Here is a 21,353-nt window from a genome sequence, read left to right as displayed (position 1 = left end):
TAGTATTACTACATAATATGTTTTTTATCTATTACCAGTTACGGATTTTATTATTAAAACCTAACGATAAATAAATTCCTTATTCTTCTGAATTTACTATTGTTCTCTAAACTTGAATTTCCTATATAATACCCATGTATTATCTTTCCACTTATATAGAGATAAGTTATCAAAATATAGTTTAAAAACATAGGTATGCTCATTTACATAGTCCCATATTTCTTTAAATTTATCCTGAATTCTTCTAGAAACAATAGTGCAATGGAATACTTTATCCTTGCCTTCATTTGACTTAAATTCAATCCAAGGTATTTTAATAAGTTCCTCTATAAGTTCATCATGAACTTCTTTTGCTTCCTGTGATACTTCAACATCCATATAGATAACATCTCTTCTAAATTTACCAAATCCACTTACTTTTATAGGAGTTTTAATTCTCTTAGCTGTAAAATCTTCTAATACTCTTTCCATTTCCGATATTTTATCTGTTTCGAAAGGTGCCTTTAGAGTTATATGCGCAGGTAACTTTTGACGTCTTTTATTAAACTTTTGACAAACGGAACTAACGAGCCCATCATGAAATTTTTCAGCTTTGCCCTCTATAAGACAAACTAATACATATCTATCCAAATTTATCATTCCCTTCATTTATTATACTTACCGTATGCTAGTTATCCACCTTAAGGAATTATTTTTTAGTATACGCTTTTAGTTATGCCTTTTTTTAAGAATATTATATTACTTAAATACTAAAAATTATCTTTTTTAAAAAAGATGTGAATATTAGAGCAGGTAGTCAGCGGATAAAATCAATAAATCTCGAGATTAAATCTCGAGATTTTCTTTAAATACAGTTCGTTATCATATTTGTATACTTTTTATCGTCACTTATCCTTATGAGGCTTTCAATAAATCGCTTACTCCTACTTTTCGGTAATTGCTTTCTTTTAATTAGTTTAATCATAACCATACATGTATCATATTTCTTTACATGGGTATGACCTTCTTTAAAACTCTTATGTGTATTATGCACTATATAACCATCTCCTGCCTTATAAATTTTAAAATCAGGACTTTGATATATTTGTGTTGTCAACACACTCACCTCATAATTATAGTATCATGCTGTTGTTATAAAAATATTAAAATGAAGTAAATATTATGACACTTAAATAATAAAAGAGGCTAGTATATACAATTTTAAGTATACACTAGCCATCTATTCTCAATTATTTAATAGTTACAATATTTTTTTGTCCGCGTTTTACTTGATTTCCGCTCTTAACTGATACTGTTTGACCTTCAGTTAAATTTGTGAAAACAATTGGTGTAATAACTGATGGAACTTTTCCTTTTACTTCATTTAAGTTTACCTTTAGTATAGGCTGACCAGCTTTAACTTTAGCACCTTGCTCTACTAAGGCTTCTAGTCCTTCACCCTTTAGGTTTACTGTGTCTATACCAAAGTGAATTAATATTTCACTTCCGTTATCTGCAGTTATTCCAATAGCATGTTTTGTTGGGAAAACAGTTGTTATTACCCCATTTACAGGTGATACAACTTCTCCATTTGCTGGTTCTATAGCAAATCCATCACCCATCATTTTTTGTGAAAAAACTTCGTCTGGAACTTCTGTTATAGGTAATATCTTTCCATCTATTGGAGCAACAAAGATATTATCATTTGATTTTGTAATTGCTGCTTCTTTCTTAGGAGAATCTTTCACAACTGTTGGAACTCTTCCAGCCATGATATCTTGAATTTGAGTCTTTAACTGGTCTGATCTTCCTCCAAATATAGCCTGAACATTGTTTCCAACTTCCATAACTCCTGCTGCACCTAATCGCTTAAGTTCAGTCTTATCTACGTTTTTAACATCATTAACACTTACTCTTAAACGAGTTATACAAGCATCTAAGTTAGTAATATTTTCTCTTCCGCCTAGTGCTGCTAATATTGCTGATGGTAATTCTGAACCTTGAACATTAGATGCTCCTTCATCTTCAACATCTTCTTCACGTCCTGGAGTCTTAAGATCCCATTTTCTTATAGCAAATCTAAATCCAAAGTAATAAATTACTGAGAAAACTAAACCTACTGGTATTACTAACCACCATGCTGTTCTATTTGGTATAACTCCGAATAGGATATAGTCTATTAAACCACCTGAGAACGTCATACCTATCTTAACATTTAATAGTTGCATTACCATGAAGGATAAACCTGCAAATACAGCATGAATTCCAAATAATACTGGTGCAACGAACAAGAATGCGAATTCTATCGGTTCTGTTATACCAGTTAAGAAAGAAGTTAGTGCTGCTGATGCGAGTATACCACCTGCTATTAATTTCTTTCCTGGTTTTGCTTCATGATACATTGCAAGTGCTGCTGCTGGTAATCCAAACATCATAAATGGAAATTTACCTACCATAAACGTACCTGCTGTAAATTGTGTTCCACCGTTGCTAAGTACACCAAACTGAGTGAAGTCTTTTAATTGAGCCATGAATATTGTTTGGTCTCCTCTTACAATCGCACCACTTGCTTTACTTGCATACTCTCCAAATTGATACCAGAATGGATTGTAAAATATGTGATGTAATCCGAATGGTATTAATGATCTTTCAATAATACCAAATATGAATGCTGCCACTGTAGGATTTGCATCAATCATATTTCTTGAGAATGAATTTAATCCATGCTGAATTGGTGGCCATATGAATACAAGTATAATTCCTAAAAATATAGCTGTTACTGCTGTTACAATTGGAACGAATCTCTTTCCTGCAAAGAATCCTAAATATGAAGGTAATTCTATATTAAAGAATTTCTTATAAAGCTGTGCTGCAACAACCCCTACTAGGATACCTCCAAATACACCTGTTTGTAGTGATGGAATACCTAAAATTGATGCATAAGCTGGATTTCCGCTAGCTAATACCTCTGGAGTAACTCCTGCTACTATTCCTAAAGTTTTATTCATTATTAAGAAACCAACGATTGCTGCAAGTCCTGCAACACCTTCTCCGCCCGCAAGTCCTACCGCAACACCTACTGCGAATAACAATGATAGATTACCAAATATAATATCTCCTGATTGTTCCATAACTTTAGCAAAAGTTTGGAAACCATGACCACCTAAAAATGTTGCATATTTTAAGAAGTTAGGGTTTTGAAACATGTTACCAAAGGCAAGTAAAATACCTGCAGCTGGTAATATTGCAACTGGAAGCATTAGCGCTTTACCAATTTGTTGTAGTTTACCAAAAAGACTACTGTTTTTAGACATATAGTTAACTCCTTTCATTCCTCAAAAATAATTCATTAATTTTAATTATTGTTTGCTAAAAAACTTGAATTAATTCACAAACTAATTTTATTGTGCCCTAAAACACAAAAGGCATGAGCAAAGTATTTAAGTTTAGAATATATCTACCTCACTAGTATAGATAGATATAAATCTAGCCCTAAAAAACTTTTGCTCATGCCTGATCGAATCAGTAACACGCAAATTATTATTTACTTTTTACAAGTCGTAAACTTTTTCATGAATTACTCTGTAGTAATGTTTCCGACCTGTTATGTTTTTTATTATATCAGAGCATTAATAACTTTTCAATACCTTTTCTTAAAAAAATCTTAAAACTTTTTAAACATTTATTTCTGCTTCTTCTCCAAGCAAATTTTGATTTTTGATTAGTATAGGTTTTATCTGACTTTCAATAAAGTCTACTACCTGCCCTGGAGCTCTTCCAATAAACTTATTAGGGTCTACCAATGCTGTCATCTCTTCTTTTGTTATATTAAAGAATTCGTCATTTATAATTCTCTCTATTAAATCATTTTCTTTTCCTTCTACTTTAACTACTTTCCCTGCTTCCATAGAATGCTGTCTTATTCTTTCGTGAAGTTCTTGTCTATCCCCACCTTTTTTTACAGCTCCCATTATTATATTCTCTGTAGCCATAAATGGAAGTTCACTTTTCACATGAGCTTCAATAACCTTTGGATATACAACCATATTTTCTGATATATTCATATACAGGTTAAGCACTCCATCTAATGCTAAAAACGCCTCCGCTACTGCTATTCTTTTATTTGCAGAATCATCTAATGTTCTTTCAAACCACTGAGTTGAAGCTGTTATAGCAGGATTTAATGCATCTACTATTATATATCTTGCTAAAGCTCCTATTCTCTCTGATCTCATTGGATTTCTCTTATAAGCCATAGCTGATGAACCTATTTGATTTTTTTCAAAAGGCTCTTCCATTTCCTTCATATTTTGAAGGAGTCTCATATCATTACTAAATTTATATGCACTTTGAGCAACCTCTGAAAGAGTATTTAGTATTATTGAATCTACCTTTCTTGAGTAAGTTTGTCCTGTTACCATAAATTCATTTTCGAAACCCATCTTCTCTGTAACCATTTTATCTAACAACTTTATTTTTTCTTCATCGCCATTAAATAACTCCATGAAACTTGCTTGAGTACCAGTTGTACCTTTTACTCCTCTAAATCTCATATGATCTATCACAAACTCTAGGTTCTCTAAATCTAAGTAAAGATCTTGAATCCATAGAGTAGCTCTCTTACCTACTGTAGTCAACTGAGCTGGCTGCAAATGAGTAAATCCAAGAGTAGGCATATCTTTGTATTCCATTGCAAACTTAGCTAAAGAATTAATTGTATTAAGTATTTTTTTCTTAATAATAAGCAAAGCCTCTCTCATGATTATTAAATCTGTATTATCCCCTACATAGCAACTAGTTGCCCCTAGGTGTATTATACCCTTCGCTTTAGGGCACTGCTGTCCATAAGCATATACATGACTCATAACATCATGCCTTACTTCTTTTTCTCTCTTTTCAGCAACTTCGTAATTTATATTATCCATGTTTGCTTTTAGCTCTTCTATTTGTTCTTCTGTAATATTTAATCCTAATTCCCTCTCACTCTCAGCTAAAGCCACCCACAGCTTTCTCCATGTCTTAAACTTCATTTCCTCTGAAAATAAATAACTCATTTCTTTGGAAGCATATCTAGTATTTAACGGTGTATTGTATACATCTTTCATCTCAAAAGCACCTCCGTACGTATGTAATTTATATTTATAGTTCTTTCATTCACATTATAACATATATTTATAAGATTTCATATATATTATGTTCGTATTTTATATATTTTATAACTACATTATTAAAATAATTTATGTACAAACTGTTCTATTTTTCTGTCAATTTAATATAATTTACTAAAATAACATTTATAGAGATTTGGAGGTATTTATGTATAAGTTTAAACTTATAGACAAAGTTTCTTTGATTTTAGTAATCATAGGAGCAATAAACTGGGGACTTATAGGTTTATTTAATTTTAATCTTGTAGATGCTCTTTTCGGTCAGCCTACAAACTTAATAGGTAGAATAATTTATATTTTAATTGGTGTTTCCGGTGTGGACATGCTAATGCTATTGTTTAAAACAAAAAAGCTTTAAACAATAAATAAAAGGCTCAACTTATTTGAGCCTTTTATTTATTGTCTACTATTCTTCTAATGAATTTAATAATTTAACTATTTCTTCAAGAGCTAATGCTTCATCATCACCAGATGCAACAACATTTACATTTGCATTTTTAGTAACTCCTAATGACAATACTCCAATTAAGCTTTTTACGTTTGCTTTCTTTCCGTCGAATTCTATACTTATGTCTGATTTAAAAGAAGACGCCTTCTTTACTAGCAATGTTGCTGGTCTTGCATGCAAACCTGTTGCACTTTTAACTATAACTTCTTTAGATACCATTTAATTCACCTCTATTAAAAATTTTTATATAATATTATTTGACAAACTTTTCTTTTAACATTATAGCATGTTTTCAACATCTTTCAACATGTAAATTATTATGAAAATGGTTACAGTTCGATAATTTTTATAATATTTTTTTGATTTTAAAATTTTCACTATTCTTTATTGAAATCAATTCTATATTTAATGATAAATATTTGCTATTTTAATTCTTTAACAAACCTTCCTATTCTATCTAATCCTTTTTCAATATTTTCTGCAGATGTTGCATAAGATAATCTTACGTAGTTATCTATGCCAAATCCTATTCCAGGTATAACAGCTACTTTTTCTCTTTCTAATAGTTGATCACAAAAGCTTATAGAGTCTTCAATTTTTACATCATTAAACTTTTTGCCAATTGTCTTTGATATATTCATCATTACATAAAAAGCACCTTCTGGTTTTATACAAGATAACCCATCTATCCGGTTTATCTCATTTACCATATAATCTCTTCTATTCTTAAACTCAGCAACCATACTATCCATAGAAGAAGTATCACCCTTTAAAGCTGCTACTGATGCATATTGTGCAATAGAATTAGGATTTGAAGTAGTATGGCTTTGAATATTAGACATTAGTCTAACTATTTCCTTATTAGCTGCAGCATATCCAATTCTCCATCCAGTCATAGCATAAGCCTTTGAAACCCCATTTATAACTATAGTTCTTTGATAGGCATCTCCTGATAAACTTGCTATACTTACATGCTTAGTATCTCCATATATTAATTTTTCATAAATTTCATCAGATAAAATTAATATATCTTTTTCTTTAGCAAAGTTTGCTATATCTTCTAGCTCTTTTTTGCTGTAGACAGTGCCTGTAGGATTATTAGGGCTATTTATGAGTATCATTTTTGTATTCTTTGTAATAGCTTTTTCTAATTTTTCAATAGTATACTTAAATCCGTTATTTTCCTCTGTCTCCACAAATATAGGCACTCCACCTTGAAGCTTAACCAACTCTGGATAACTTACCCAATAAGGTACCGGAATTATAACCTCATCGCCTGGATTTAAAGCTGCTGCAAAAACATTTGCTAAACTCTGCTTCGCTCCAGTAGATATTATAATTTGGGAAGTATTGTACTCTAATCCATTATCTTTTCTAAATTTTTCAACTATAGCATTTTTTAACTCCATAATTCCTGATGCGGGAGTATATTTTGTATATCCTTCTTTTATAGCCTTTATAGCCGCTTTCTGAATATATTCAGGAGTATTAAAGTCTGGTTCCCCTGCTCCAAAGCCTATAACATCAATTCCGTCTGCCTTCATCTTTTTTGCTTTAGCTGTTATAGCTAGAGTAATGGATGGCTCAATTTGTTGAGCTTTTCTTGATAATATCATTTTATCTCCTCCATATACCATAATTTTACAGCCCCAACTATGCAACAATGTTATTATAGTTTTTTTGCAGCATAGTATAAAAATTTATATGTCAGTGCTTCATCCATTCCCATAGTACCTAATCCATAATCTGTATTTATGGTGTTTCCGTGACAATCACTCCCCCCAGTAATTAGTAGCGAATATTTTTTTGCTAAGTTATAATAATGGTTTAGTACTTTAGGAGAATGTGATGGGTGAAACACCTCTATTCCCTTAAGACCATATGTTTTGAGGCCTTTTATCAATTTTTCACCAAACATACTTTTGTATATTTCTCCAGGATGTGCTAATACGGCTATTCCCTTTGCATCAGATATAAGTTTAAGAGCTTCTTTATAGTTAATTTTTTTTCTTTCTACAAATGCAGGTCTATCTTTAATTAGATATTTTTGAAAAGCTTCTTTAATACTACTAGTATACCCCTTTTTAACAAGGAGTTTAGCAATATGAAGTCTTCCTATTGATCGATCGTAATATTGTCTATCAATATCTTCAATATTAACATCAATATCTATTTCATTTAATTTTTGTATTATTTTTTTAGCTCTATCTTGTCTATTATTTTTTATCTCATCAAGACTTAGTTTTAAATTTTCATTTTGAGTATCAATAAAATAACATAAAATATGAATTTCAATATTTTCATATTGAGAGCTTAGTTCTAATCCAGAAATAATTTTTATGCGCTTACTATCTGCATAGTTATTCACAATATATTGAGAATCAATATTATCGTGATCTGTAATAGAAATACATTTTATATTTCGTTTTATTGCTAAATCAACTATTTCCTCCGGTGTTAATCTTCCATCAGAATAGTTGGAGTGAATGTGCAAATCTGCATAAAGCATTTTATCACCCATCTTCTAAAGTTAGTCAAAACTTTTAAAATATCTATTTTAAACAATTTTTGACTAACCTTTATAGTTTAGAAGGCCTAAGCTTTTTTTAACTTCTAGCCACTAATATTACACCTATAATAATGAAAATAACACCTAAAAGTCTTGTAAATGAAATATTTTCTTTGAATATAAAATAGGAAAAAATCATAGTAATTATATAGCCTATACTAACCATAGGATATGCATAACTTAGCTCCACCTTACTCAAAACTTTTATCCATAACAGAAAACTAACTCCATATGAGATAATTCCACACATTACAGGCATATTTCCTAGTATATTGAATATGCTTCCAATTAAATATTTTCCTGCAAAATTTAGTTCGAGAGCAGACGCTCCATATTTAACCAGAACTTGTCCGATAGCTCCTAAAAATACAGAAACCAATATTAATCCTATCATAAACGCAACTCCTTATATTTCAATATTGCAAAGCTCATGAAGTGATAAAAACAATATACCATTATAAATATTTCTGGAAATGCATATCTTCCCTGACCCTCTGTTATAAAATATATAGAAGTAAACATATAGAATAATATTATGACATAAATTCGGAATTTATTCAACATATGAACTTTTCTGAATATAACAGCATGTAAAATCACAACACTGTAGATAAGTATATAAATTATAGCTGGAACAAAAATTATATTTCTTATGTTATTTGTTATGCTATAAAGTATAGATTTGGTATAATCACTTAACATACTTCCATTAGTGCTATAGACAATATCATCACCTACAAAATATGTATTAAACAATCTTTTAAAACCAAGCTTCATGAATTCTATTGGATGACTTTTAATCCACTTTTTAGCTGAACTAGCTAACATTTTATTTTTCTCAGTCATGTTTGCATTTTTATACTCTTCTGTTATTACAATTGAATTTTCCACATCACTTGCGGCCATCCATCTGCCTCGGTCATTTTGAGAGTTGTTGTTAATATATAGAACTATTCCCCCATTATTAGATACATAGGTAGGCTCTCCAACAAGTTTTGTATTTCTGTAAATCCAAGGTGATATAACTGTCATAGCAATTATTAATATAATTAATGAATTTTTTATTGACATTATTAGCTGTTTTTCCTTTAATAAATCTACTAAAAATACTGCCAATGCAAATACAACAAAAAATGGTTTAATCATTGTATTTAATCCTGTTAAAATCCCAATGTAGACATATTTATATTTAATATTACTAAAATATATATTTGTTGTAATTAGCAGTATTGTTGTAAATAATATTTCAGTTGCTAAAATGCTGTTATAAAATATATTATTAGGCATAAATACAAATAAAGCAAAGATAATTTTTCTACCTTTTTCATTAATATCTATTTTATCTAGTATTAATAGAAAGCATATATTACTCACAAAGGCAAGTATTAAATTAAATACTTTAGCATTAATCATACTAGCACCAAATAACTTAAAAATACCACCAAGTACTATTGAATACCCTACAGATGTATAAGTGTCTCCCCAAGGCAATCCATTTGCTATACCAACAGCCAAATCATAATAATACTTGAAATCTGAGAAAGGTTTTGTATCTACAAAAACTATCCATAATATTGATGCAATTAATCCAGTGATTAGTACTACTTTATAATATATGTCTTTTTTTAAGCTTTCTAACTGCATAAATTTAAAATCCTTTCTATAACTCATCTCTATAGTCTTAAATATATTATAACTAAAACAGATATCATCCATAACAATATATTTATTAGAAATGGAATATCCTTTTCGAATACAGCTTCCGGTTTTCCTCCTACATTCTCCTTGTCCACTAGATATTCATATCTAAAAATTCCATATAAAACAAAAGGAATAGTAAATATCATAGTTTTACTTTGTGTAGAACTAAAAGTATACAAACAATACGCCATCAATATAGATGGTGTTACAATTGTAAGCATCTTATCAATCATATGTACCGAGTATTCTTCTAATATCTTTCTATGAGAACTTCTTTTGTCTTTTAATGTTATGATCTCACTCTTCCTTTTATTTAATCCTAAAAATAATGAGAGAAGTATCGTGCATAAAAATAGCCAAGGTGATACCTGGACTCCAGTTGCTACACTTCCACTTTCAACCCTTAATACAAATCCCAGAGTTATTACCATAACATCTATAATAACTACATTTTTCAACTTAAAACAATAAAGTATATTTATAAACATATAGACTGCCAATACAGATAAAATTAGTATATTTAGCATCTTATATGAACTCCATACTATTCCTAAAGCTATAAGTATATCCAATATGATTGCTATTTTTTTCGACACACGTCCACTAGGAAGTGGTCTTCTCTTTTTATCCGGATGACACCTATCTTTTTCTATATCCACAATATCGTTTAATATATATATTGAGGACGAAGTAAAACAAAATAAAATAAAGGTTAAGATATTACTCATTAGTAGATTAGCATTAAAAAAATTCCCTGAAAAAACTATTGCTGCAAATACAAAGAAGTTTTTAATCCACTGCTTAGGTCTCATTAATTCTAAAACTGCTTTAACGTCCATTACTTTCCTCCTTATTATATGCTACCTTACGTCTTTATCCGATAACTACCCGCTCTAATACTCCCTACGCACGGTGTGAAAGCGACTCACACAAAATCAGAGATTTTGGTTCGCTGCTTTTCTCAAAGATTACGTTTCGAGCGGCTACGTTCCTGGATTCGTTTAACTAAGAATCAGATGGAGTTTGGCCCCATCTGATTCAAGTTTCCACTTCATCCATTTTAACATAGCCTACAATATAGTCAATATTATTAATTAAAAATCAAAGGGACCTGATTTAACTTCAAGTCCCTTTTAAAACTCATTTTTGATTTAATTCTTTATCTTGGCTGCACAATTAACTTTATTGCAGTTCTTTCCTCACCATCTATTTCAATATCCGTAAACGCTGGAATACATACTAAGTCTATTCCGCTTGGCGCAACGAAACCTCTTGCTATAGCAACGGCTTTAATAGCCTGATTTAGAGCCCCAGCTCCAATTGCTTGTATTTCCGCTGCTCCCCTCTCCCTTAAAACTCCTGCTAAAGCTCCTGCCACTGAATTTGGACTTGATTTTGCTGAAACCTTTAATACTTCCATAATAAACCTCCTATATATTATATTACCTTTATTAGTTATTGTTACTACGTTATAATATTCTACAGAAATCTAAAAATTCCTTTTAAATTTTGTAAACTTTCTATATCTTACAAAATCTAAAAGGAATAATTTTACTTTTATATGACTATAAACTATTTTGCATATTCTATTGCACGGGTTTCTCTTATAACATTTACTTTTATTTGACCAGGATATTCCAACTCACTTTCAATTTTCTTTGCAATATTCCTTGCCATTTCAACAGACCCGGCATCATCAACTTCTTCTGGTTTGATCATAATTCTAAGTTCTCTTCCCGCTTGAATGGCATATGACTTATCTACACCTTCACATGTATTTGCAATTTCTTCTAATTTTTCTAAACGTTTGATATAAGCCTCCAAAGTTTCTCTTCTAGCTCCAGGTCTTGCAGCTGAAATTGCATCAGCAGCCTGAACAAGTACAGCTTCTAAAGATTGAAATTCTAAATCACCATGATGGGCTCCAATAGCATTTACCACTATAGAAGACTCACGATACTTCTTAGCAACTTCTGACCCTATAATAGCATGAGGACCTTCAACTTCATGGTCTACAGCTTTACCGATATCATGAAGTAATCCCGCTCTAGTAGCCATCGTTGGATCCATTCCAAGTTCTGAAGCCATAAGACCAGCCAAATAAGCAACTTCAATAGAATGCTTTAAAACATTCTGGCCATAACTGGTTCTGTACTTAAGTCTTCCTAGTAATTTAATTAATTCTGAATGAAGACCATGTACTCCAGTTTCAAAAGTTGCTTGTTCTCCTTCTTCTTTAATATCATTTTCAACTTCTTTTTTAGCCTTTTCAACCATTTCCTCAATTCTCGCCGGATGAATTCTTCCATCAATTATGAGTTTCTCTAATGCTATTCTAGCTACTTCTCTTCTTATTGGATCAAATCCTGAAAGAATTACAGCTTCTGGAGTATCATCAATAATTAAATCTACACCAGTTAGGGTTTCAAGAGTTCTTATGTTTCTTCCTTCCCTACCAATTATTCTTCCTTTCATTTCATCATTAGGTAATGTAACAACATGAACAGTGGTTTCTGCTACATGGTCAGCTGCACATCTTTGTATAGAGTAGGTAATAATCTCCCTTGCTCTTTTATCAGCTTCTTCCTTAGCTTTTGCTTCCACTTCTTTAATCATTATTGCAGCTTCATGCTTTATTTCTTTATTTACTTCTTCCAATAAAATTTGCTTAGCTTCGTCAGAAGTCAGCCCAGACAATCTTTGAAGTTCTTCTCTTTGTTTTCCATACAATTGCTCTACACTTACTTGTAAATCATCAATTTCCTGTTGTTTTTTACTTAGACCTTCTTCTTTCTTCTCAAGAGCATCACTTTTTTTGTCAAGTAACTCTTCTCTTTGAATTAGTCTTCTTTCCAGTCTTTGGACTTCATTTCTTCTATCCCTAGACTCTCTCTCTAAATCGTTTCTTAGCCTATGAACCTCTTCTTTAGCTTCTAATATTGCTTCTTTCTTCTTCGATTCTGCTTCTCTCTCAGCATCTTCTTTCAATCTATTAGACTCTTCAAGAGCCTGTGACTTTATAGCCTCAGCTTTATTCTTTGTCATATAGAATATAACAAACAAACCAATTGCTATTATTACACCAGCAATAATCTCATATATAATAAAATTAGTATTCACATGGACACCTCCTTTGCTTTATTTGTGTATCTATATTTTAGCTAAATATGCAAGCATAGAATAGGTGTCATATATATTCATTTGGTAATTTTAAATACATGATAAACCAGAATTTGTCTTCATTTTATATTATATTTTAATTATTGTCAAGTTTATATATACCCTATTCGCCAAAGTATATTAAATAATTTCCTTATAATAACATAATCGCAGGCTATTCAAGCCTGCGATTATGTTACATCTATTGCGATTATTTTTCACTACTACTTGCTTCCGCTTTAGTTTCACTTTTATTTTTATTAGTTTCTACTGTTTTTAGTACTGGTAACTCATGCTTTTCTCTGATTTTATTTTCTATTTCATACATTACATCAGGATTTTCTTTAAAGAATTGCTTAGCATTTTCTCTTCCTTGACCAAGTCTAATATCATTATAAGAGAACCAAGCCCCACTTTTTTGTACCAGTTCTTCCCTTACCCCTACATCAAGAACATTTCCTTCTCTTGATATACCTTGATTATACATAATATCAAATTCTGCCTGCTTAAAAGGTGGAGCAACTTTATTTTTAGTAACTTTAACCTTTGTTCTATTACCTACAATTTCATCGCCTTGCTTTATAGAATCTATTCTTCTAACGTCCATTCTGACAGATGAATAGAATTTTAGTGCTCTTCCTCCTGGAGTTGTTTCAGGATTTCCAAACATGATACCAACTTTTTCTCTCAATTGATTTATAAATATTGCCACACTCTTTGACTTGTTTATAGAACCTGTAAGTTTTCTTAAAGCCTGTGACATAAGCCTAGCTTGTAATCCTACATGAGAATCTCCCATTTCACCCTCTATTTCTGCTTTAGGTACTAAAGCAGCAACTGAGTCTACAACCATTACATCTATAGCTCCCGATCTTACCAGCGCTTCAGCTATTTCTAAAGCCTGTTCTCCAGTATCTGGTTGAGATACAATTAAGTTTTCTATATCAACACCTAATGCCTTAGCATAAGCCGGATCTAGTGCGTGTTCTGCATCTATAAACGCTGCTGCACCACCAGCTTTTTGAGCTTCCGCTACAATATGTAGTGCAACTGTTGTCTTACCTGATGATTCAGGTCCAAATATTTCTATTACTCTTCCTCTTGGTACACCACCAATACCCAAAGCTATATCAAGATCAAGACATCCTGTTGATACGGCATCTATATTTAGTCCACTTTGCTCTCCAAGTTTCATTATAGAACCTTTTCCAAACTGCTTCTCTATTTGTCCCATTGCAGCTTCTAATGCTTTTAGCTTTTCTGCATTAATATTCCCCACCGGGATCACTTCCTTTCACTTCGAACATTTGTTCTAATTTCATTATATACTATAATACTATGACGGTCAATAATATATAAAACTAATTTGCCTATATATTAAATAGATATTATGGGTATTTACATGAAAATTAAGTATTAATTCCTTATTTAGGAATCACATACACTATTCTTCATTATGGACAAATCACTAAGATTTAATCAATGAAATGAAAATGGATAAAATTAAGAGACCAAAAATTAAGAATGCGTATGAACTTTTGCACTAATACAAAAATTTATAGTCGTTACGCATTCTCAATTGATGTTAATTCTTTTTATTTATCTGACTTCATTACCCCTCTATTTTTTAAGAAATAATCCAAACCAGATATTATTGTAATAATTACGGCAGCAGCCATTGCTATATCTGTAGTAATATTTAGAAATTTATGAGGATAATTTATAAACTTTTTTACTAAACCTAGAGACACATGATTATAGTTTAGATTAATCAGCCCCATTATAATTGCAATTATTTGTGTAACTGTCTTTGCTTTTCCCCAGGCACTAGCTGCTATAACTATTCCTTCAGCTGCAGCTACAGTTCTCAAACCCGTTACTGCAAACTCTCTAGCAATAATTATCATAGCTGCCCAAGCAGGTACTATATGAAACTCTACAAGAGATATCAAAGCTGCTGTTACCAATAGCTTATCTGCTAAAGGATCCATGAACTTCCCAAATCTTGTTACTTGGTTTCTACTTCTTGCTATATATCCGTCTAGAGTATCAGTAACAGATGCAATTATAAATATTGCAATTGCAATAGGTTTCCCATAAGGTATACCTTTCATTGAAATAAATACCAAAAATAATGGAACCAATATAATTCTTAATATTGTAAGCTTATTTGGAAGATTCATCGCATACAACTCCCTTTAAATCATACTCATAGCTACTTGTTATTTTGACATTAACCATAGCTCCCTTATTTATAACTCTATCACTTTGGAAATAAACTAAACCATCTATTTGTGGTGCCATCTCATAATTTCTTCCATACCACAAGTCTTCTTCTTTTCCTTCTACAATAACTTCATAAATCTTGCCTACTTTAACAGCATTAAGCTCTTTAGAGATTTCCTGTTGAAGAAGCATTAATTCTTCCTCTCTTTTCTTCTTTACTTCTTCATCAATTTGATTTTCCATAGTAGCTGCCGGTGTACCTTCTTCCTGTGAATATGTAAATACACCTAATTTGCCAAACTTTGTTTCCTTAATAAATTCTTTTAGTTCTTCAAAGTTTTCCTCTGTTTCACCTGGGAAACCAACTATGATTGATGTTCTTATAACTAAATCTTTCACTTTTTCTCTTAACTTATTTATGTTTTCTACTATCTGTTCTTTTCTTCCTCTTCTTCCCATAAGCTTTAGAATATCATTACTTATGTGCTGAATTGGAATGTCTAAATACTTACATACTTTATCATTATTTGCTATCTCATCTATTAATTCATCCGTAATTTCTTCTGGATAACAGTACAATATCCTTATCCACTCAATGCCATCTACCTTAGAAACCTCTTTAATTAACTGTGGAAGCATTTTTTTGCCATAGATATCAATACCATATCTAGTAGTATCTTGAGCTACAAGTACAATCTCTTTAGTTCCTTGATCTGCTAAGCTTTTAGCTTCTTTCAATATGTTTTCTATTTCTCTACTTCTATATCTTCCCCTAATTTTAGGAATTACACAATAGGTACAAAAATTATCGCATCCCTCAGAAATTCTCAAATATGCAGTGTAAGCTTCTGTAGTTAAAATTCTTTCACCCTCATTTATAGATAAATCACTATAATTAAAGCTATAAAACTTACTTTCTTTACCAGTAATACATTTTTCAATGCTTTCATTAAGCTTGTTATAATCATTAACTCCTAGCATTATATCTGCCTCTGGCAAAAGCTCTTTAAGTTCCTCACCGTATCTTTGAGTCAAGCATCCTGTTACTACAAGTAGCTTACAATTGTATTTTTTCTTGTATTCTGCCATTTCAAGTATAGTGTCTATGGACTCTTGTTTCGATGACTCTATGAATCCACAGGTATTTACAATTATTACATCTGCTTCTCTAGGATCATTTATTATAATATTATCAGCATGTATATTTTTCAAAATAATTTCCGAATCAATTCTATTTTTATCACAGCCCAAACTAATAAGTCCTATTTTTAATTTTTCCACTTTTATCCTCCTGTATGTACACAAATGATATTTAATAAACTCATATTTTATTTTAAATCTACTTTTTGTATTTTACAAGACAAAATTTAAATTAAAGCTCATCTCTTTTTATCAGTACTTGCCTTGGTTTACTTCCATCCCTTGCGGATATTATTCCTCTTTCTTCCATCTGTTCCATTATTCTCGCTGCTCTATTATATCCAATTCTAAGCCTTCGCTGAATTAAAGACGTAGATGCTTGACCTGCATCTACCACGATTCTAGTTGCTTCTTCTAGCAAATCATCACTTTCAGAATTTTCTCCATTAGTGCTTGTATCTATTTGCTCTATTATATGATCTTCATATTGGGGCTCTCCCTGCTGATCTTTTATGAAGTTAACAACTTTTTCAACTTCACTTTCCGAGATAAATGCCCCTTGTATTCTTACAGGTTTTGCTTCACCTACTGGATAAAATAGCATATCTCCTTTTCCAAGAAGCTTTTCTGCTCCAGCAGTATCAAGAATTGTTCTAGAGTCAATTTGACTTGATACCGCAAAGGATATTCTTGAAGGGATATTTGCCTTAATAACCCCTGTTATAACATCTACAGAGGGTCTCTGAGTAGCAATTACTAAATGCATACCTGCAGCTCTTGCCATCTGTGCCAAACGTCCTATATAATCCTCAATATCATTAGCACATACCATCATCAAATCTGCTAACTCATCAATAATTATTACAACAAAAGATAGTTTGTTTTCTGCCATTCCTTTATCAACTAATTCATTATAACCTTCAATGTTTCTTACACCATTATCAGCAAAAAGCTTGTACCTTCTATTCATTTCCTGAACAGCCCAGTTTAAAGCACCTGCAGCTTTTTTAGGATCTGTTACAACTGGTATCAATAGGTGTGGTATTCCATTATAAACACTCAATTCAACTACTTTTGGATCTATCATCAAAAGCTTAACATTATCCGGTGAATATTTATATAATAAGCTCACAATAAGTGTATTAATACATACACTCTTACCGGAACCAGTAGCCCCTGCAATCAGCATATGAGGCATTTTTGTTAAATCTGAAACTACACAATTACCACCTATATCTTTTCCTAAACAATATGCCAAATTTTTATTTGAATTAATGAATTCAGGAGATTCCGTTACTTCTCGTAAGTATACAGCTGCTAATTCTTTATTTGGTACTTCTATTCCTATTGCAGATTTTCCCGGTATAGGTGCTTCTATTCTAACCCCGGATGCTGCTAATCCTAAGGCTATATCATCAGATAAATTAACAATTTTACTTACCTTCACCCCAGGGTTTGGTTGCAATTCGAATCTAGTTACCGAAGGACCTTTACTAACCTGAATGACTTTGGCCTCAACTCCAAAGCTATTTAAAGTCTCTTCAAGTTTATTAGCATTGCTAATTAGTTCCTTTTTATCTTCCTTATTTAACTTAGATTGAATATTGGGCTTTAATAAATCTAGTGGTGGAAAATTATATTTTAGATTTAAAACAGATTTATTATTAATTATCTGTTTTTCTAATTCTTCATTTATGGAATTATCCTCTATCTTGTCAGAGGCATATTCAATTTCTATATGATGTCTTTTATTTTTACTTTGACTATTATAATCATTTCCATTTTTATTTATTGAATTTTCTTCCTCTTTTTTATCTCCAGCTTTCATAAAATCAAGTATTTTTATTCTATTATTAATATTTTTAATAAAGCTTTCTTTTTCATCATCAGATTTTACTACTTTGTCACTCTTATCTTGGATTATTGTATCATCTTCTTCAATATAGTTTTCCTTTAATGCATACTTAATTTTATGTAATATATCATACAATGTTACTCTACTCATAATTATAAAGGATATTATGTATAAGGAAATAAAAATCACATAGCAGCCCGGGGTTCCAAACAAGTTAAATAGTTGCACATCTATTAAGAAACTTATAATCCCTCCATGAAGTATTTCATCCGTTTCATATAATCTACGTATACCTGAAGACACATTATCATTAATATAATAATTAGACAGCACTATCATCTGCGTAAATAAAAGGGTAGTAACAATAAAAAGTAAAATCCCATAGAATTTTTTACTGAAATTTATTTTGTTCTTTTTTACTACATAACAAAATCCTATAAAAATTATTAAGATAGGGAATATAAAAGCTCCTAATCCCATAACGGCTATTAGTAATTTTTTTATAAACTTGCCTACAATTCCAGAGGACGTTGATGAAAAAATACTAATAATCATAAGTATTCCTATAGTAATTAATAAAATTCCTTTTATGTCACTATTAAATTCATATTTTTCAGTTTTTCTAGCCATATTCAATATCACCTCCAGCAATATAAATATTTCTACATAGCCTACCTATTTCCTTTTTATACCTTTAACAAATATAAATTACCATAGGAAATTTCCTATGGTCGTTTTTCGCCCTCACTTTTATTTTGCTGTATAAGCTCTTCTAGTTTTCTAAGTGCATCGCTTATACCACCAACTTCATCAATCAATCCTTCCTCAACTGCCTGCTTACCAATCAAAATAGTTCCCATATCATTTAAAAGTTCATCTGTTTGAAGCATTAGACCCTTTAATCTATCTTTATTTATCTTCGATGTTCTTACTACAAAATCATTTATCCTTTCCTGCATCTTATTAAAATATTCAAAGGTTTGCGGAACCCCTATAACCAATCCATTCATTCTTACAGGGTGAACAATCATTGTAGCGGTAGGCGAAATAAATGAATAATCTGATGAAGTAGCAAGTGGTACACCAATAGAATGCCCCCCACCGATTACTAAAGATACCGTAGGTTTACTTAAACTTCTTATCATTTCCGATATAGCAAGACCTGCTTCTACATCTCCACCTACAGTATTCAATACCACTAATATTCCTTCAACACTAGAATCATTTTCTATAGTAATTAACTGTGGTATAACATGTTCATATTTAGTTGTCTTAGTTTGAGGCGGCAAAACACCATGCCCTTCAATTTGACCAATTATAGGAAGTATTTGAATTCTGTCTCTACCCTTGGGAATATTAGGAACACCTAATTCTTTTATATTCTGTAGTTCTTTATTTTCCACTTCATTTTTAGTTTCTGATTTATCTCGATTATCACGATTTTCTCTTTCATCTGACATGTAGTAATCCCCTCCTTGCATAGCCTTATTCTATGCATAAAAGGGGACCTATATACATGCTAATTACACTCTCCACCTAATTTAAATTCTCTATGAAGTGCATTAACAGCTTTTTCTACATCTTTACTTCTTACAAGACACCATATAGTAGTATGTGAATCTGCAGTTTGAAGTATCTGTATATTTTCTTTAGCTAACACCTTTAATATTCTAGCCATAACACCTGGTATACCTCTCATTCCACTGCCAATTAATGCTATCTTAGTACAATCTTCTATATAAGAATACTGAAGTCCAAGGTTTTTCATTATAATTTTTAAGTTTTCCATATTTTTTTTATCAATAGTAAATATTTTTTGATTTAGGAATACATTTATCAAATCTAAGCTTATCGAATTATTTGCCAATTCATCAAATAATACATAATAGTTTTCATTATCTTTATTTTTATCGCACTCTACCGTAACTTGTACTCTATCATCCATTGAAGTAATTCCATCGATAATATTGTTAGAAATCTGCATAGCTTTACCACTAATTATAGTTCCTTTGCAATCATTAAGAGTATTTTTGATAACAAGTGGAATATTCCCTTTAGCAGCTATTTCTACAGCACCAGGATGAATTACCTTAGCCCCTTGATCAGCAAACTGGAAAACTTCATTATAACCAATCTCTTCAATTAAACTTGCATCTGAAACTATTCTTGGATCTGCTGTCATAATTCCATCAACATCTGTATAGATTTGAATTTCTTCTGCTTTTAAAGCTACTCCTAAAAGTGATGCAGTGGTATCACTTCCACCTCTTCCTAAAGTAGTTACATATCCATTTTCACTTATTCCTTGAAAGCCAGCAACTACAGGTATTTTTCCTTCTCTAAGTATATTCAATAATCTTTCTGGCTGAACCCTTAAGACAGATCCATTATTATAGTTATCATCAGTTATAATTCCTGCTTGTCCTCCTGTCAATGGTACTGACTGTAATCCATTTTTAGATAATTCATCACTTGTTACTACTGTACTTATAATTTCACCACAACTCATAAGCAGGTCTACAGCCAAAGTATTTTTCTTAAATTCATCACTTATTAAAGAAAGAAGGGTATCTGTTGCATAAGGCTGTCCTTTTCTTCCCATAGCAGATACTACTACTACAGGCGAAAAACCTTCTTCTATTGCCTTCAATATCTTATTAACTACTAATAATCTTCTCTCATGGGTGGAAACAGAGGTTCCTCCAAATTTTTGTATTAATATTTTCATCATTTACCCTCCATGAACATTCTCTAATAACAGTATATTAGATAGATCTCAATATGTTAACGAGATCTCTTAAGCATTTTATCTTCTGCATCAATTATTATAGTTTTCGAACCTATTTTTTTTACATACTCCCAAGGCACTTCTATAAACTCACTCTTGGCAAATAAGCCAAATTTAGACTTATTATCATTTAAAATTAATAATTTTAGATTTCCATCCTCATCAATAACTATATCATTATTTCCTAGGCAATTAAATTTATCTCCATCATTAACATTAATTATCTCATACTTCTCCATGTCACTATAAAACTTTATATTTTCGCTCATATTTAAATACCTCCTTAATATTATGTATCTACTACTTTACATATTATGTAT

20 protein-coding genes are annotated in these 21,353 nt (G+C 31.2%); 1 reads left to right on the top strand and 19 read right to left on the bottom strand.

Annotation, left to right across the window (positions count from 1 at the left end; all coding sequences use genetic code 11):
- Window positions 1–96 precede the first annotated feature (96 nt).
- From CLMAG_RS07540 to purB, 4 genes are all read right to left on the bottom strand, one after another.
- On the bottom strand, window positions 97–639 hold the full coding sequence (locus CLMAG_RS07540; protein ID WP_341420053.1) for a 2'-5' RNA ligase family protein: 543 nt from the start codon (window positions 637–639) through the stop codon (window positions 97–99).
- Between the two features lie 205 nt (window positions 640–844).
- Window positions 845–1,096 carry a hypothetical protein gene (locus CLMAG_RS07535; RefSeq protein WP_066620236.1) on the bottom strand — a complete coding sequence of 84 codons (252 nt, stop codon included), beginning with the start codon at window positions 1,094–1,096 and terminating at the stop codon, window positions 845–847.
- Between the two features lie 133 nt (window positions 1,097–1,229).
- Window positions 1,230–3,293, bottom strand: coding sequence for a glucose-specific PTS transporter subunit IIBC (gene ptsG / locus CLMAG_RS07530; RefSeq protein WP_066620235.1), 2,064 nt, complete (start codon window positions 3,291–3,293; stop codon window positions 1,230–1,232).
- 360 nt (window positions 3,294–3,653) lie between these two features.
- Complete coding sequence (purB, locus tag CLMAG_RS07525) at window positions 3,654–5,084, bottom strand: adenylosuccinate lyase (protein ID WP_066620233.1); 1,431 nt, start codon at window positions 5,082–5,084, stop codon at window positions 3,654–3,656.
- A 211-nt stretch (window positions 5,085–5,295) separates the two neighbouring features.
- On the opposite strand from purB, the gene CLMAG_RS07520 reads away from it, so the two are divergent.
- Complete coding sequence (locus tag CLMAG_RS07520) at window positions 5,296–5,505, top strand: DUF378 domain-containing protein (RefSeq protein ID WP_066620230.1); 210 nt, start codon at window positions 5,296–5,298, stop codon at window positions 5,503–5,505.
- Window positions 5,506–5,553: 48 nt separating this feature from the next.
- On the opposite strand, the gene CLMAG_RS07515 is transcribed toward CLMAG_RS07520, so the two are convergent.
- From CLMAG_RS07515 to CLMAG_RS07445, 15 genes are all read right to left on the bottom strand, one after another.
- Window positions 5,554–5,814: an HPr family phosphocarrier protein gene (locus CLMAG_RS07515; RefSeq protein WP_066620227.1), complete on the bottom strand. Its 261-nt coding sequence runs from the start codon at window positions 5,812–5,814 to the stop codon at window positions 5,554–5,556.
- 203 nt (window positions 5,815–6,017) lie between these two features.
- On the bottom strand, window positions 6,018–7,211 hold the full coding sequence (locus CLMAG_RS07510) for a pyridoxal phosphate-dependent aminotransferase (protein ID WP_066620484.1): 1,194 nt from the start codon (window positions 7,209–7,211) through the stop codon (window positions 6,018–6,020).
- Between the two features lie 53 nt (window positions 7,212–7,264).
- Complete coding sequence (locus tag CLMAG_RS07505) at window positions 7,265–8,116, bottom strand: PHP domain-containing protein (protein WP_242872945.1); 852 nt, start codon at window positions 8,114–8,116, stop codon at window positions 7,265–7,267.
- An 85-nt stretch (window positions 8,117–8,201) separates the two neighbouring features.
- The gene (locus CLMAG_RS07500; protein ID WP_066620216.1) at window positions 8,202–8,558 is read right to left on the bottom strand and encodes an SMR family transporter; all 357 of its coding nucleotides are present in this window, start codon (window positions 8,556–8,558) and stop codon (window positions 8,202–8,204) included.
- Window positions 8,555–9,808, bottom strand: a complete 1,254-nt coding sequence (locus tag CLMAG_RS07495; protein ID WP_066620481.1) for a hypothetical protein — start codon at window positions 9,806–9,808, stop codon at window positions 8,555–8,557. Before CLMAG_RS07495 ends, CLMAG_RS07500 begins: the two co-directional genes overlap by 4 nt.
- Window positions 9,809–9,837: 29 nt before the next feature.
- The gene (locus tag CLMAG_RS07490; protein WP_066620213.1) at window positions 9,838–10,704 is read right to left on the bottom strand and encodes a decaprenyl-phosphate phosphoribosyltransferase; all 867 of its coding nucleotides are present in this window, start codon (window positions 10,702–10,704) and stop codon (window positions 9,838–9,840) included.
- A gap of 320 nt (window positions 10,705–11,024) precedes the next feature.
- A complete protein-coding gene (locus tag CLMAG_RS07485) occupies window positions 11,025–11,285 on the bottom strand; it encodes a stage V sporulation protein S (protein ID WP_066620210.1) in 261 nt (86 codons plus the stop codon).
- Between the two features lie 152 nt (window positions 11,286–11,437).
- On the bottom strand, window positions 11,438–12,985 hold the full coding sequence (gene rny / locus CLMAG_RS07480; RefSeq protein ID WP_066620208.1) for a ribonuclease Y: 1,548 nt from the start codon (window positions 12,983–12,985) through the stop codon (window positions 11,438–11,440).
- 250 nt (window positions 12,986–13,235) lie between these two features.
- On the bottom strand, window positions 13,236–14,294 hold the full coding sequence (gene recA, locus CLMAG_RS07475; protein WP_139264218.1) for a recombinase RecA: 1,059 nt from the start codon (window positions 14,292–14,294) through the stop codon (window positions 13,236–13,238).
- 325 nt (window positions 14,295–14,619) lie between these two features.
- Window positions 14,620–15,207 (bottom strand): CDP-diacylglycerol--glycerol-3-phosphate 3-phosphatidyltransferase, encoded by a 588-nt coding sequence (gene pgsA / locus CLMAG_RS07470; protein WP_066620203.1) that lies wholly within the window; start codon window positions 15,205–15,207, stop codon window positions 14,620–14,622.
- Entirely contained in the window at window positions 15,191–16,531 is a 1,341-nt protein-coding gene (gene rimO, locus CLMAG_RS07465) for a 30S ribosomal protein S12 methylthiotransferase RimO (RefSeq protein ID WP_066620199.1), read from the bottom strand. Before rimO ends, pgsA begins: the two co-directional genes overlap by 17 nt.
- A gap of 91 nt (window positions 16,532–16,622) precedes the next feature.
- Entirely contained in the window at window positions 16,623–18,875 is a 2,253-nt protein-coding gene (locus CLMAG_RS07460) for a DNA translocase FtsK (protein ID WP_066620196.1), read from the bottom strand.
- A gap of 95 nt (window positions 18,876–18,970) precedes the next feature.
- Window positions 18,971–19,705: a ClpP family protease gene (locus CLMAG_RS07455; RefSeq protein WP_066620193.1), complete on the bottom strand. Its 735-nt coding sequence runs from the start codon at window positions 19,703–19,705 to the stop codon at window positions 18,971–18,973.
- A 59-nt stretch (window positions 19,706–19,764) separates the two neighbouring features.
- Window positions 19,765–20,973, bottom strand: a complete 1,209-nt coding sequence (gene dapG, locus CLMAG_RS07450) for an aspartate kinase (protein ID WP_066620191.1) — start codon at window positions 20,971–20,973, stop codon at window positions 19,765–19,767.
- 56 nt (window positions 20,974–21,029) lie between these two features.
- A complete protein-coding gene (locus tag CLMAG_RS07445) occupies window positions 21,030–21,302 on the bottom strand; it encodes a YlmC/YmxH family sporulation protein (RefSeq protein WP_066620185.1) in 273 nt (90 codons plus the stop codon).
- Window positions 21,303–21,353: the final 51 nt, after the last annotated feature.

This window comes from Clostridium magnum DSM 2767, from assembly GCF_001623875.1.
Lineage (GTDB): Bacteria > Bacillota > Clostridia > Clostridiales > Clostridiaceae > Clostridium_AM > Clostridium_AM magnum.
The sequence above is the reverse complement of the archived record's forward strand: the minus strand, read 5'-3'. Positions and strand labels throughout refer to the sequence as shown.